Source organism: Paenibacillus sp. LRG-1, from assembly GCF_057220305.1.
In genome coordinates this window covers 167,460-182,500 of sequence record NZ_CM170126.1, presented here as the reverse complement: position 1 = coordinate 182,500, position 15,041 = coordinate 167,460, and the positions used below count along the sequence as shown (strand labels likewise).

Sequence of the window (15,041 nt, the reverse complement as noted above, 5' to 3'; positions counted from 1 at the left end):
TGGTTTATAGAAAGAGCGATAAGCTCATTTTGAAACTGACGAGATAAAAATATCTCTTGTTTGATTTTGCGAACAAAATCGTTTTACTCACTCGTTGTTCAGTTTTCAAAGATCAAACCTGCATTATGTCTTACTTTGTTTCACCACCGCATCTCAGCGGCGACTTGATTAATATAACACACATTCAGGATTTAAGTCAACACTTTTTTAAAATTATTTTTTAATTTCATTCAAATGTTGTTCTCACAAAAAATTCCCGGGCTTTAAGGGCCGAGAATTAATGTATCACATTTTTGAATTCGCCGTCAACTATATTTTAAAAATAGAAACAATAACATTTAAGTTTTCATATGGCCTGTCCGAATAATACTATTTTCAATCCCAGTAAAAGGACAATCCCAGGTAAACCTAATATCGTTACCGCCCCCATTGTCACTGGATTGATCGGGATGTACACCTGCGTAATCCACCCTGAATAATTGATAACATACAATGCGATGGCTGCCAGGCCCATATGCGCCCCGAATACTACAAGCCAGCCGATACCCAAACGTTTTTTTAAGATTAGAAATAGTAGCATCCCGACACAGGCAATCAGAACAAGCCAGACCGCCCCTTTCATTCAGCTCTCCGCTTGTGAACACGATCCGTATCATTGGCATACCCAGGTTCATCTGCAGGCAGATGGAAACGATGCAGGCCTTGCTGTTTCGCGCTTTTTAAATGTATCTGATATTTACGTTCTGCAGCTTCTAGAACAAATATAGCGTAGTCGATCTCATCTTTACCCGTAGCTTCATGAAATAAACGATGCGCTCTTAGCCATTCCGCATGCGAAGTCCGAATCTGGGCAAACAACTCCTGCCGATACTCCGCTTCTGATTTTCCATTCTCCTGACGACGGAAATTTTGTTTCATCCGTTCCCACATCCGTTCATCCTCCTCACAAGCTGAATTATGTGCACAGTCTGCAAGACTACCTTATTCATACTTATTGAACTAAGGACAAACTTAGAACCAGGAACGATCTATACTGCCATCTATCACGGCAAATAAAAAAGGAGCCGTAGCGGCTCCCCCAAGTAAGTCGAGAATGCCCAAAGGACATTTCAGACTCCCTATTTATAACGTATAAATACACCTATTAATTGAGCTCTCTACGGCCTTCCAACGCTTTGGACAGGGTAACCTCGTCGGCATACTCCAAATCTCCACCCACTGGCAATCCATGAGCAATACGAGTAACCTTGATTTCAAAAGGACGCACTAGCCGAGAAATGTACATGGCCGTGGCCTCTCCTTCAATGTTCGGGTTCGTAGCTAAAATCAGCTCCTTGACGCGTTCATCACTGAGTCTGTTCAGCAATTCCTTGAGTTTGATATCCTCAGGACCAATTCCCTCCATAGGAGATATCGCCCCATGAAGCACATGGTAAAAACCATTAAACTCTTTGGTACGCTCCATAGCCACCAAATCCTTGGAATCCTGAACAACACAAATGACGGAGGTATCCCTCGTCTTATCCTGACAGATCCGACAAGGATCTGTGTCCGTAATGTTGCCGCAGACTGAACAGAAGTGAAGATTGCGTTTTACATTGACCAGCGCTTTGGCAAAGTCAATCACATCATCTTCCTTCATTTTCAGTACGTGAAAAGCCAACCGGGCAGCCGTCTTCGGCCCTACTCCCGGCAGGCGCGTAAAAGCATCAATTAGCTTTGCAATCGGCTCCGGATAATACAATAGCGTGTTTCTCCTTTATGCAGCAGACTAGAACAAGCCCGGAATTTTCATGCCGCCTGTAAATTTACCCATATCATCATTAGCCAGTTCATCTGCTTTGGACAAAGCATCATTGACAGCAGTCAGCACAAGATCTTGCAGCATTTCTACATCATCAGGATCTACAGCTTCCGGTTTGATCGTGATGGACAACACTTTTTTATGTCCATTTACCTCCACCGTCACAACACCGCCGCCAGAAGTTCCTTCGATTACTTTTCCGCCAAGCTCCTCTTGGGCTTTCAGCATTTGTTCCTGCATTTTTTTCACTTGCTTCATCATTTGGTTCATATTGTTCATTTCAATCATCTCCTTTAATGAAGTATACATCTAGAAACTTGATTCAATCTTTAATGACTACTAGGTCTTCCCCGAAAAGTTGAATAGCTTCATCAATCCAGGGCTCCTTGGACTTTCCCGGCGCATCATGCTCCGGCTCCAGTTGCAATTCTTCGGCAGGCTGGTCGGAAACTCCTTCAATCGCAGCATTCCAATCCTTTTGCATCATCGTTACTAAACGATAAGGATGACCCAACTGCTCATGCAATACCTTCTCGATGACCTGCTTATTGGCAGGCTTTTCGGTAGTTTCACGATGAATATTGTTCTTAAATGCAACCAGCACACTGTCCTCTAACACAGAAACTGGCTCACCATCCATAAACCAAGCATGAACCGTAACTTTCGCCTCTTTTACCCCTTGCAAAATCTGGCTCCACTTACGTCCTGCTGCTGCGAATGCTTCGCTCGACTTCTCAGCGATATAGCGATCCAACTGAGAAGGAAGCTTGGCTGGCGCTGAAATCCGCGGAGCAGGGGCACGCCCCCCGGAAGCCTGACGACCACCCGACGATGCTTCCTGTCCCGCTCCAGCGCCCAATCCACCTTGCAGCGCGCGCTCCAGTTTCTTTTCCAGCTCAGCAAGCTGACGCTTCAACATTACCACATCTTCCTGATCAGCTGCAGCGCTAGAGCGTTGTGCGGTCGGCTGAGCAACAGTTCCTGCTTCCCCCGGAATACTGCACAGCTTCAATAGAGCTACCTCAAACAAGGTTTGTGGCTGTACGGCATATTTCATCTCGCTCTGATAACGATTAAGGGTGTCAATCATCGCAAAGAGTTGCTCCTTGGTAAAAGCATCTGCCACTTCCTTAAATCGCTCTGGATCCAGCACTCGCTCCGTCATTTTGGTCGCCTGAGGCACCATCTTGATCATTAGCAGATCTCGGAAATAGTACAGAAGATTCTCCATGCACTTATCCGCACTTTTACCTTCCTGCATAAAGTTCTCGATCATTTGGAGCACCGTGCCCACATCTTCTTTCAGCAATGCCAAGGCAAGCTTACCGAATTGCTCGGACGCAATACCTCCCGTCATATCCAGCACCTGCTGATAAGTAACCCGACCATCTGTAAACGAGGATATCTGATCTAAAACGCTAACCGCATCTCGCATCCCGCCATCTGAAAGACGCGCAATGTACTGCAGTGCATCCGAATCAGCCTGTATGTTCTCCTGTTGACATATCAGGTCAAGCCGCTCTGTCTGTTCTTCCAGCGATACCCGCCGGAAGTCAAACCGCTGGCAACGTGAAATAATTGTCGCCGGAATCCGATGTGGTTCAGTCGTAGCCAATATGAACATCACGTGTGGCGGCGGCTCTTCCAGCGTCTTGAGCAGCGCATTGAACGCTTCCGTCGTCAGCATGTGCACTTCATCAATGATATAAACCTTGTGCCGCACTTCTGTGGGCGCATATTTGACTTTATCGCGCAAATCACGAATCTCTTCAACGCCCCGGTTGGAGGCTGCATCAATCTCCTGTACATCCATGACCGCTCCGGCCGTGATCCGTTTACAGGCTTCGCATTCGTTGCAAGGTTCCGGCGCAGGTCCATGCTCACAGTTGATTGCCTTGGCCAAAATTTTGGCCGCACTCGTCTTACCTGTTCCTCGTGGACCGCTGAACAGGTAGGCATGGGACGTGCGATTTTCGCGGATGGCATTCTGCAATGTCTGGATAATATGCTGTTGTCCTACCATGTCCTTGAAAGCCTGCGGCCGCCAAGCACGGTACAACGCTATATGTTCCAATGCGCGTTACCCTCTTTCCCATTCACTTTCATGACCATTCATGGTCACTTCATTATACTATACTCCCGTCCGAATCTAAACCAGACACCTTCCAATTTATAAAACACAAAAAAACATCTTCGCAATGATTGCCAAGATGTTCTAATTACCAATATATACCGTGCACCTGTTATTGATCGTTGTGATCCGAGCGGCAATCCTGAACAGCAACTCGGGCTAGGCAACCCTCCGGCACAAGAGTGGACCTGCTTATGGCTGCTTCCTTCCGGACCTGACCAGGTTCACAAGTACTCATTGCGGAGGACCCAGCCGTCAACATTGTGCGCAGGGACCAGCCTCACATCAACAACACCTCTAACAGGAATTCAACCTCGCTATAGCGGATTGCGAGTTACAGGGCACCGCTACCTCCCCATCTAGCACGGTGAAAATAAGTATATCTTAAGGCCGCATAAAAAGCAAATACACATTATTACAAAAAGAGCCCTCTGCAGTTGCAGAAGGCTCTAATAACTTTATAACCTGCGGTAATCCATTAGATACCGTATTTCTTTTTGAAACGATCCACGCGTCCACCAGCATCAATAAATTTCTGCTTGCCTGTGAAGAATGGGTGGCAGGCGGAGCAAATCTCCACACGCAGAGATCCTTTCACAGAACCAGTTTCAAACGAATTTCCGCAAGCACAAGTGACATTAGTTACGTTAAAATTTGGTTGAATAGCTTGTTGCATTGAACTTTCACCTCTTTCCGCCCTGAACGTCCTATCAGTCCAGAGTTGTATGAACACATGTTCACATTATAGCACTTGAATATGAGCGTTTCAACAACTCTTTTCTGCATTCAAAGATGGCATAAAATAGGTGTGTTTCAAGTTACATCGACCATTTTAGGCCTTGGCAAATTTGGGACGTGCCAGCCCTTGTGGCGGTACATGAGTGTAAGAACCGATGACTACATCAGGCAGCTCCTCACGATAAATCTCAAGCATTTGCTTCATACCAAGAATCTCACCTTGAGCAGGTGGAATCAACTCCAGATAGCTTTCAGGATCGATATTCAAGTTACGCATTTGAATCAGCTTGAGCTTAGTACGTTTGGCAAATTCAATCATTGCCTCAATTTCTTCCTCTCGGTCAGTTACACCCGGAAAAATCAAATAGTTAATCGACGTATATACTCCCTGCTCAGAAGCATAACGAAGTGATTTTTCCACATTAGCCAACGTGTAGCCGCGCGGCTTGTAATACGCATTGTAGTGATCGTCCAGTGCACTAATGGTACTGACGCGCATCAGATCAAGACCCGCATCCACGATTCCCCGGATATGATCGTTCAATCCCGCATTCGTATTAATATTGATGTATCCCATATCGGTAATGGAACGCACCTCTTTGATCGAATCAATAATCAGTTTGGCTTGTGTGGAAGGCTCACCTTCGCAACCTTGGCCAAAACTGATGATGGACTCCGGTGTCTTCAAATGTTCCAGCATAACTTCTACAATTTCTTCGACGTGAGGACGGAAGTTCATTCTTGTCTGCGGAGATACGAAACCACTGTCATCCGGCTGTTCAGATATACACCCAAAGCAACCCGCATTACAAGAATAAGATACCGGAACTCCTCCTTCCCAGCGATTCAGGAATGTGTTCGAGGAAGTAAGACATTCGTAGCCCAGCGCACAGTTAGACAAATGTTGGTACAGCCGATTTTCGGGATATTGCTCCGTCATCCGCTGCACACCCAATTTAACTTGATGACGGTCACAGTTTTCCGGATTCCACTTGGATGGACTGTCACTCTGCTCTGCCGTTACATAAAATGCCCCGTCTTTCCAGACTACGGCCGAATAACCGAACAAGGGAAGTTTGTACTCCTTATCGGTCTTCACATATCCCGGCAGGCACAAGCGTGTAAAACCTTGCGGCAATAAAGCCCCTACTGCTTGCATATCTCCGGGAAGAGAAACCATTTCCCCTGTTTCAGGGTTCATACCGACCGGGCGAGTGCTGGGTAGGCTTACCAATGTAGCTCCTTCCGGTAACGGAATAAGCTCATCCTCCATGATTTCAACAATCATGTCTGCACTACGGGCAAGCCCATACAAAGAAGCATGATCATATACATTGCCTTTTTCGTCGGCATACACCAAATACATTATGGAGCTCCTTTCGCTCCGTTAAGCCTACGCCATTAACAAAATGAATGGTAACGACTGTGTGCTTACGGAACAGATAAAATACATGATGGGTTTTAGTTGGTTGTGGCCGGGACTGACGCTGTGGTAGAACGCGCCGTTCTCCGTTGTTGCCCACCAGAACTGCTTTGCGAGCCACTGGAAGAAGGTGCCGTCAAATCAAACGAAGCCAAAAACTCAGCATTAGTTTTGCTATTACGCAACTTTTTGAGGAAGCCTTCCACAAATTCATGGCTTTCCGTCATATTTTTACGAATGGCCCAGATGGTATCCAATTCTTCCTTATTCAACAACACTTCCTCACGGCGTGTGCCGGAACGACGAATATCAATCGCAGGAAAGATACGACGTTCTGCCAGCTTGCGGTCCAAATGCAGCTCCATGTTGCCTGTACCTTTAAACTCCTCATAGATGATATCGTCCATGCGTGATCCTGTGTCAATCAGCGCTGTAGCAAGAATCGTCAAGCTACCGCCTTCCTCCACATTCCGAGCCGCACCAAAAAAGCGCTTTGGACGGTGAAATGCCGCCGGATCAATACCCCCGCTCAAAGTACGACCAGAAGGAGGGATAACGAGATTGTACGCACGAGCCAAACGTGTGATGCTATCCAGCAGGATGACAACATCCTTTTTATGTTCTACGAGACGCAGTGCACGCTCCAACACGAGTTCTGCCACTTTGATGTGATTTTCAGGAAGTTCGTCAAATGTAGAGGCCACAACTTCACCTTTAACAGAACGCTGCATGTCGGTCACTTCTTCGGGGCGTTCATCAATCAACAAGACAAAAAGCTCGATCTCGGGATTGTTGGTAGAAATGCTATTGGCAATTTCTTTGAGGAGAAGCGTCTTCCCAGCTTTGGGAGGTGCTACAATGAGTCCGCGCTGTCCAAGTCCGACAGGGGCCAGTACATCCATAATTCTCGTAGACAAATGGTTGGGGGAAGTTTCAAGGACTAATTTGGTTTGCGGATACAGTGGAGTCAGTGCAGGAAAATGTAGCCGCTCAGCAGCTTGCTCAGGACTTCTTCCATTGACGGCGTTAACTTGAAGCAATCCAAAATATCGTTCATTCTCTTTTGGCGTTCGGCATTTACCGGAAACAAGATCGCCTGTCCTCAAGTCAAACTTGCGGATTTGTGAAGCAGAGATGTAAATATCTTCGGTACTCGGGAGATAATTGATCGGCCTCAGAAAGCCGTAACCTTCGGGAAGGATTTCCAGAACCCCCTGCATAAACATCAATCCGCTCTTCTCAGCTTGTGCGCGCAGGATGGCGAAAATTAATTCTTTCTTTTTGAGCGTTCCGTAGTACGGGATCTGGTATTGCTTGGCCAGCTTGTACAGGTCGGTCAGCTTCATTTCTTCCAGATCGGAAATTTGCAGATCCATATAATAACCACCTATTCAATTATTAAGTCCATTCATACATCTAAATGATAGACAATGATATCATAAACACCATTAACATAATTTTAACCAAAACAAATAAAGTTATGCAGCCATCTGCCTGGATTATACCGAATTATTCCGGTTTTCCGATAAAAGATTGTTAGGTATGAACCACAATCTTTTATCAAGCAGCGGCTGCATAGATGTTGCCCGTTCTATTGCTTTCGTCCGGGAGTTCGAAAAAACTGCATGGTTTAATTATTCAGTTTGCCGCCATACATCCGCGCCCAAAAGACGCAGGTTGGAGACAAGGTGATCATAACCACGGTCAATGTACTCGACACCCGTCACCTCGGTTACGCCTTCGCTTACTGTAAGTCCAGCAATGACAAGGGCCGCTCCGGCGCGCAGATCTGCTGCTTTTACTTTAGCTGCATTCAGTTGACCACCCTCTATAATGGCGGACCGACCCTCTACGCGAATTTTAGCCCCCATTCGCACCAGCTCAGGGACGTGCTTAAAACGATTGCTGTACACAAAATCGCTCAATACACTGACACCCTGTGCTTGGGTAAGCAAGCTGGTCATGGGAGATTGTAAATCTGTGGCAAATCCGGGGTATATCAAGGCTTTAACGTCGACATGTTCATAGGAAGGTGCACCCAGTACGCGAATACTTTCATCATATTCCTCGATGCCGATGCCCATTTCCTGCATTTTTGCAGTGAGAGCCTCCATATGTTTGGGGATTACGTTGTCAATCAATACATTTCCACGGGTTGCCGCAGCGGCAATCATATATGTGCCCGCTTGTATACGGTCAGGTATGATCGAATGACGGCAGCCATGCAGCTCCGACACACCTTCAATTCGAATCGTTTCCGTACCGGCGCCTTTAATAATGGCCCCCATGGAGTTTAAAAGGGTTGCTACATCTATAATCTCAGGCTCTTTAGCCGCATTTTCGATAATTGTGGCGCCTTTGGCACGTGCTGCCGCCAGCATAATATTAATGGTAGCGCCTACGCTGCTAACATCCAAATAAATTTTGGTTCCGCGCAGTTCTTTGGCGTGCAAATGAATAGCACCGTGCTCGTTCGTAACCGTGGCACCCAGCGCTTCAAAACCTTTAATATGCTGATCAATGGGCCGGGGTTCGAAATTGCACCCTCCTGGCAAACCGATGATCGCTTCCTTGAATCTGCCCAGCATGGCTCCCATCATATAATAAGAGGCTCGTAATTTCTTAACAGGCCCATTCGGCATAGGAATGGATTTAATAGAGGAAGGATCTATTTTCATCTGGCTACCTTCCCAGGTAACCGTTGCACCAAGTTCCTCCAGTATTTCGGAATACACCGCCACATCACTCAACAGTGGCAAATTGTCCAAAATGACTTCCGACTCTGCCAGAATGGCTGCGGGAATCAAGGCGATGGCACTGTTTTTGGCACCGCTGATGGAAACTGTACCTTGAAGCGGCCGTCCACCGGTGATCATCAATTTTTCCATAAGCTTGAGGGTCCCCCTACGTGTTTTGCAGTCGGTCAAACAATAATCTCAAACAATAATCTCAAATCATAAACTTTTAACTTTTTTAGTGGTGAAAATGGAAAGACACCGGCTAAGCGGTGTGCTTTCCATACCAAACTATTCAACTGTACAGATTTAAATATTTTGTGCAGCAGAACTACAGCTACAACTAAGAAATACATCTAGCCTGTGCAGACGCACGACCAGTTGATTCATTATTACGCTTTGTTGTTGGAACCGAACTCACGAATTTTACCGATAACGGTTTGTTTAATCGCTTCACGACCTGGAGCGATGAATGTACGTGGGTCATAAGCATCCGGTTTCTCAGCAAGCACTTCACGAACCACTTTCGCAAATACGATTTGGTTCTCAGTGTTTACATTGATTTTGGAAGTTCCCAGGGAGATTGCTTTTTTAATGTCATGTGTTGGGATACCAGTACCACCGTGCAGAACGAGTGGAAGTTTGATTGCATTGCAGATCTCTTCCATTTCTTTGAATCCGAGGTTTGGCTCACCTTTGTAAGGTCCGTGTACGGAACCCAGTGCAGGTGCCAGTGTATCGATACCTGTTTCGTTAACGATACGCAGACAGTCGTCCAACTTAGCGTACATTACGTCGCCGACAACATCATCCTCTTGACCGCCAACCATTCCAACTTCAGCTTCAACGGAAACGCCTTTGGAATGAGCATATTCTACCACTTTTTTGGTTGTAGCAATGTTTGTGTCGATCGGGCTGTGGGAATCGTCAATCATAACGGATGTGAAACCAGCGTCGATAGCTTCTTTACATTTTTCAAAGCTGGAACCGTGGTCCAAATGGATCGCAACTGGAACGGTGATTTTCATGTCATGAATAAGACCTTCTACCATTTTAACAACAGTGTAGAATCCGCCCATGTGACGTGCTGCGCCTTCAGAAACACCCAAGATTACTGGGGATTTTTCTTCTTCAGCAGCGCCCAAAATAGCTTGAGTCCACTCCAGGTTATTAATGTTGTATTGACCTACTGCATATTTTCCTTCGAGTGCTTTGTTCAACATGTCTTTCATAGATACCAATGGCATGGTTACAGTCCTCCTAAAGGTGTTTGGGTTTGTCTATATTTTAGCCGACATCACATACGGGCTTATTATACCACAACCCATGTTAAATACTAAACAAGCTTTTGCATATCAACACATACAAAAATCACGCCCAGGACGCCGTTTTTCCATAGAATTGTATAAGGAGAGGATTTACTTTCAGTATTTCCCATAATCACAAACAAAAAACCCTGTTGTGTTAACAGAGTTCTCAACCATAGTGACTCACCTAATCACCTCTGAGTTGTTTGTTCACAGCGATCCGCATTTCGTCAATATCAAAGGGCTTGGTAAAATGCATTAGCGCACCTAGCTCCGTCGCCTCTTTAATCATGTCCAGTTCTCCATATGCTGTCATCATAATAACCTTGATATCAGGATTCATGGTTTTTAGATGTTTCAGAATTTCGAGTCCGTCCATACCTGGAATTTTCATATCGAGCAGAACCAGATCAGGTGGTTCCTTCTCAACAATTTCAAGTGCAATTTTTCCGTTCGCCGCCTGAAAGGTCTCATAACCCTCACTTCCGAACACTTCCATCAATAAAATCCGTATTCCATTCTGGTCATCGACGATTAATACTTTCTTCTTTTCCAATGTTTTAACCTCCTAAGATCTTAAAACGAGGATCATGCAGCTATTGCCATAACAGCGTCCGATGACGTACAATATCCGTCCCATACTTAAAACTATATTCGCTCCTGCAAAAAGAAAATCCTGCTCTTATACATAATTGTGGAATATTCTTTCATAATCAGGAAGCATGGGATAAAAAAAGACCTCCCTGAGGAGGTCTTACAAGCCCAAACATTAACCTTGAAGCTGCAATGCTGCCTTTACAAATTCACGGAACAAAGGCTGCGGACGATTCGGACGGGAAGTAAATTCTGGGTGGAACTGTACCGCCAGAAACCACGGATGCTCAGGGAGCTCCACAATTTCCACCAAGCGTCCATCCGGTGAAGTACCGGAAATACGAAGACCTGCTTTTTCAATAACTTCACGATATTCGTTATTGAATTCGTACCGATGACGGTGTCTTTCGTACACCAGCTCGTCGTTGTAACAAGCCGAAGCCAAGGAACCTTCCGCCAGTTTGCATGGATACAAGCCAAGACGCATCGTACCGCCCAAATCTTCGATGTCTTTTTGGTCAGGAAGCAAGTCAATGACAGGATAATCCGTAGCCGGGTTAATTTCCGAACTGTTGGCTCCTTCGAGACCAGCCAGGGAACGGGCAACCTCAATGACAGATACCTGCATACCCAGACAAATGCCGAAGAACGGAATTTTTTGCTCCCGTGCATAACGAATGGTACTGATTTTGCCTTCAATTCCGCGATCGCCGAAGCCACCCGGTACGAGAATGCCGCCAATGCCGCCCAGCATGTCAGCTACGTTCTCGTCCGTCACTTCTTCAGCGTTCACCCAACGGATTTTTACGTCTGCATTCGCATCAAATCCAGCGTGGGAAAGTGATTCAACCACACTTAAATACGCATCATGTAATGCAACATATTTACCAACAATAGCAATCTCAACCGTTTTATCCAGCTTGCTGATTCGATCAACTAACCCTTCCCATTCGGTCATATCTGGTGCAGGTGTTGTCAGCTTGAGGTGGTTAACTACGATTTCATCCAAGCCTTCTTCACGCAGGTTCAACGGAACCTCGTAGAGGGTTGATGCATCGCGGCATTCTACCACTGCATTCGCATCAATATCGCAGAATAATGCAATTTTTGCCTTCATATCGGAGGACAGTTCATGCTCTGTACGGCAAACAATGACATTCGGTTGGATGCCGATGCTGCGCAATTCTTTTACACTGTGCTGAGTTGGTTTGGTTTTAACCTCACCAGCAGCTTTAATATAAGGAATGAGCGTTACGTGAATGTACATTACATTCTCGCGCCCAACTTCGCTTTTGAGCTGACGAATAGCTTCCAAAAATGGCAAGCTTTCAATATCGCCCACAGTACCGCCGATTTCTGTAATAATTACGTCCGAACCTGCTTCACGGCCTGCACGGTACACGCGCTCCTTGATTTCGTTCGTAATATGAGGGATAACCTGCACCGTACCGCCCAAATATTCTCCGCGACGTTCTTTGCTGATTACGCTGGAATATACCTTGCCTGTTGTGACATTGCTGTTCTTGGACAGATTAATATCAATAAAGCGCTCATAGTGTCCCAAGTCAAGGTCCGTTTCCGCACCATCATCCGTTACAAACACTTCACCGTGCTGGTAAGGACTCATCGTACCCGGATCGACATTCAGGTAAGGATCAAATTTTTGAATCGTTACCTTCAGTCCCCTGTTCTTCAAAAGCCTCCCCAGTGAAGCTGCCGTAATCCCTTTGCCCAAGGAAGACACAACCCCGCCTGTCACAAAAATATACTTTGTCACTGTTCAAAACCCTCCTAGATAAGATGCAAAATTCAGGCGACATTATGATGTTATCGTAACCCGTTTGCACGGATTATCATCCATGAAGAAGGCAGCGGAATCATTTTCCATGTCCGCCGCCCTTAGCCCTCTTTCATGAGTGAAAACACCCCTATAAAAAACAAAAAAGCACTCCCGTAGTACGGGGCACTTTTATACAAAAAGCAAACATATAAGTGAATCAATCATAAGCCCAAGCAATAGTTTACCCCGTGTCCAATCCGCTGTCAAGGAAGTTATCTGTGTTAATTTGTCCATTGAACCAGATTGGAGAGAATCCACCTGAAAGCTTTAAATCAGAAGAGGTTTTCAAGAAAACGGTCATGAAAAAGGGGAGAACGCATCTCCCCTTACAGCCTGTTCCTAACGAAGCGAATCGTCGTCTTCCGTCGACTCATCGTCATTTTCATCTTCTGAATCTTCCTCATCACTGAGGTCCTCATCGTCTATAACCACGTCTTCATCACTATCATCATCATCTTCTTCTCCGTCGAACAGCTCATCTTCGCCATCCTCGTCTTCGCTATCTGCATCGAAGTCGTCATCAGAGTTGTATGTTTCTTCTTCCTCATGATAGTCATCTTCATCGTCATCGTCTTCGTCGTTAATAATGCGAGGACGCTTGGCGCCTGTCAGGGCATCTTCGGATTTATCTACCGGATACCAACGTTTCAAGCCCCACAGATTCGTACCGACACAGGCAAAACGCCCGTCAATGTTGATTTCAGTATATAGCTGAGCAATAACGTCATTAATTTCTTCGTCGGAAAAGCCACGCAATTTGGCGACTTCCTTCATCAGGTCACGGTAATAATACGGAGTATTGGCTGCTTTCAATACCATAAATGCCAAGTCCACCATTGGAGTCTCGTGGACTTTCTCCGGGTCAATCTTCAAGTTGAGTGGGGTACTCACCTAGGGACACTTCCTCTCACACGTAATTCACAAGAACATGTTTCAGAGCATACACGATACATGCAATACTAACATATCCATTATCAAAACTAAGTAAAACCTATTTGGAAGCAAATTGCAAGTTAAAGATGGGTATCGTCATAATTTCCAGTAATATCCCTCTAAACAAGACGGCACACATAAAAAGACGGGGTCCCCCCCGTCTTCGACTGTACCCGCTCCGGGAGAACCCCCCAAAGTTGTTGCACAAGAGCTTATGCCCTCCATGTATCGTATGTGTCCACGGCCACTTTGACACGACAAGCAGGCCTATTTCCATAAAAAAGGGGCAGGTTTCCCATGCCGCTGCTGACGCTTGCTCATACAATACCTCAGCATGGCTCATCGGAGGGGGACCGTCTCAAATGGACTATCCGGATTTTTTGCAGCGTTTGCATGAGGGTATTTCGGAGCCGTCCGGCAGTGGACGGAACAAACAGATCATCACGTTCGATAAGCCTCACCAATACCGGGAATGCCTGTCCTATCTCAGGAAGCTGAAACCCGAGCTTGCGGGATTACGGCAAGTACAACCGGCCCGACTAATCCGCGCTTTAATCGCTCCGCTTTCAGGGGGAGACAGGCTAGGCAAATATCACAACGGTGTTACCGTTGAAGAAGATACCCGCATGAAGGTCCACGCTGAAACTGCTCATATACCAAAAGCAGAAAAGAACCTTTCCATGCCATGGGGAGTCAAACAGGTACGTGCATACAAGGCTTGGCCTTCCTCGACAGGGAATCGGGTCAGAATCGGTGTGATTGACACAGGAGCGGATTTTCAACATCCTGATCTTCGTCATTCTCTCGCCAGAGGTATTAATTTGCTTAACCGAACCATGCTACCCTATGACGATAACGGCCATGGTACTCATATTGCTGGAACTATCGCGGCGTCCAACTATGACGAAGGTATGGTCGGCGTAGCACCACGGGCTTTAATTCATCCCGTAAAAGCATTTGATCATAATGGAGCTGCCTACGTCTCCGATATCATTCTTGGTATCGACTGGTGTGTATTAAATCGTGTCGATATCATCAATATGAGCTTTGGTATGAAGTCGCGCAGCAAGGCACTACTTGATATGGTGAATAAAGCATATCATAACGGCATCGTGATTGTAGCGTCCTCGGGAAATGAGGGCAAGCGCCGAAGTATTGACTATCCAGCCCGCTATTCCCAGACGATTTCAGTGGGTGCTACTGACAAATACAGACGCATCGCACCTTTCAGCAACCGAGGGCAATTTGTAGATGTGTACGCACCGGGCGAAAAGATCACCTCCTCCTGGATCCATGGCAAGCATCACGAAATGAGCGGTACCTCTATGGCTACTTCCCATGTGACCGGAAGCATCGCACTTCTCCTTTCACTGAGACCGGAACTGGAGCCTGGAGAAATCAAAGCGCTGCTTAAGCGTACCGCCACACCGCTACGCCTGCGTAAAAGCGCTGGACGCAGCTCTATCTCCACTAAACTTGGCGAAGTCGATGCCTTCCGATTGATGCAGGAGGGCACGAAGTAAATGATGATGTGAT

General features: G+C 46.2%; 14 protein-coding genes and 1 other RNA gene. 1 reads left to right on the top strand and 14 read right to left on the bottom strand.

All coding sequences use genetic code 11. The features are described 5' to 3' along the window. Nucleotides 1-346: 346 nt before the first annotated feature. The 14 genes from ACUUJN_RS00760 to rpoE all read right to left on the bottom strand — a co-directional run bounded on the left by ACUUJN_RS00760 (nucleotide 347) and on the right by rpoE (nucleotide 13,463). Entirely contained in the window at nucleotides 347-622 is a 276-nt protein-coding gene (locus tag ACUUJN_RS00760; protein ID WP_025719099.1) for a pro-sigmaK processing inhibitor BofA family protein, read from the bottom strand. Next, on the bottom strand, nucleotides 619-930 hold the full coding sequence (locus ACUUJN_RS00755) for a DUF2508 family protein (RefSeq protein ID WP_484669155.1): 312 nt from the start codon (nucleotides 928-930) through the stop codon (nucleotides 619-621). Before ACUUJN_RS00755 ends, ACUUJN_RS00760 begins: the two co-directional genes overlap by 4 nt. Before the next feature lie 214 nt (nucleotides 931-1,144). After that, complete coding sequence (gene recR / locus ACUUJN_RS00750; protein WP_013308227.1) at nucleotides 1,145-1,744, bottom strand: recombination mediator RecR; 600 nt, start codon at nucleotides 1,742-1,744, stop codon at nucleotides 1,145-1,147. Between the two features lie 27 nt (nucleotides 1,745-1,771). Continuing rightward, nucleotides 1,772-2,083, bottom strand: a complete 312-nt coding sequence (locus ACUUJN_RS00745; RefSeq protein ID WP_013308226.1) for a YbaB/EbfC family nucleoid-associated protein — start codon at nucleotides 2,081-2,083, stop codon at nucleotides 1,772-1,774. A gap of 43 nt (nucleotides 2,084-2,126) precedes the next feature. Next, on the bottom strand, nucleotides 2,127-3,878 hold the full coding sequence (gene dnaX / locus ACUUJN_RS00740) for a DNA polymerase III subunit gamma/tau (protein ID WP_209940761.1): 1,752 nt from the start codon (nucleotides 3,876-3,878) through the stop codon (nucleotides 2,127-2,129). A gap of 158 nt (nucleotides 3,879-4,036) precedes the next feature. After that, nucleotides 4,037-4,303, bottom strand: an RNA gene (gene ffs / locus ACUUJN_RS00735) — signal recognition particle sRNA large type. A 110-nt stretch (nucleotides 4,304-4,413) separates the two neighbouring features. Next, nucleotides 4,414-4,611 carry a 50S ribosomal protein L31 gene (rpmE, locus tag ACUUJN_RS00730; RefSeq protein WP_025719104.1) on the bottom strand — a complete coding sequence of 66 codons (198 nt, stop codon included), beginning with the start codon at nucleotides 4,609-4,611 and terminating at the stop codon, nucleotides 4,414-4,416. Between the two features lie 156 nt (nucleotides 4,612-4,767). Then, nucleotides 4,768-6,039, bottom strand: coding sequence for a radical SAM family protein (locus tag ACUUJN_RS00725; protein WP_076295929.1), 1,272 nt, complete (start codon nucleotides 6,037-6,039; stop codon nucleotides 4,768-4,770). A gap of 95 nt (nucleotides 6,040-6,134) precedes the next feature. Further along, nucleotides 6,135-7,472 (bottom strand): transcription termination factor Rho, encoded by a 1,338-nt coding sequence (gene rho, locus ACUUJN_RS00720; RefSeq protein WP_028542569.1) that lies wholly within the window; start codon nucleotides 7,470-7,472, stop codon nucleotides 6,135-6,137. 258 nt (nucleotides 7,473-7,730) lie between these two features. Continuing rightward, nucleotides 7,731-8,984: a UDP-N-acetylglucosamine 1-carboxyvinyltransferase gene (locus ACUUJN_RS00715; protein WP_013308220.1), complete on the bottom strand. Its 1,254-nt coding sequence runs from the start codon at nucleotides 8,982-8,984 to the stop codon at nucleotides 7,731-7,733. A gap of 239 nt (nucleotides 8,985-9,223) precedes the next feature. Next, nucleotides 9,224-10,078, bottom strand: coding sequence for a class II fructose-1,6-bisphosphate aldolase (gene fba / locus ACUUJN_RS00710; protein ID WP_013308219.1), 855 nt, complete (start codon nucleotides 10,076-10,078; stop codon nucleotides 9,224-9,226). Nucleotides 10,079-10,325: 247 nt separating this feature from the next. Beyond that, nucleotides 10,326-10,694, bottom strand: coding sequence for a response regulator (locus tag ACUUJN_RS00705; protein WP_013308218.1), 369 nt, complete (start codon nucleotides 10,692-10,694; stop codon nucleotides 10,326-10,328). A gap of 213 nt (nucleotides 10,695-10,907) precedes the next feature. Then, nucleotides 10,908-12,509: a CTP synthase gene (gene pyrG / locus ACUUJN_RS00700; RefSeq protein ID WP_028542570.1), complete on the bottom strand. Its 1,602-nt coding sequence runs from the start codon at nucleotides 12,507-12,509 to the stop codon at nucleotides 10,908-10,910. A 402-nt stretch (nucleotides 12,510-12,911) separates the two neighbouring features. Continuing rightward, nucleotides 12,912-13,463 (bottom strand): DNA-directed RNA polymerase subunit delta, encoded by a 552-nt coding sequence (gene rpoE, locus ACUUJN_RS00695; RefSeq protein ID WP_013308216.1) that lies wholly within the window; start codon nucleotides 13,461-13,463, stop codon nucleotides 12,912-12,914. Nucleotides 13,464-13,867: 404 nt separating this feature from the next. Here rpoE and ACUUJN_RS00690 point away from each other — a divergent pair, with 404 nt between their 5' ends. Beyond that, nucleotides 13,868-15,028, top strand: coding sequence for a S8 family peptidase (locus ACUUJN_RS00690; protein ID WP_053324366.1), 1,161 nt, complete (start codon nucleotides 13,868-13,870; stop codon nucleotides 15,026-15,028). The last annotated feature ends 13 nt before the right edge of the window (nucleotides 15,029-15,041 follow it).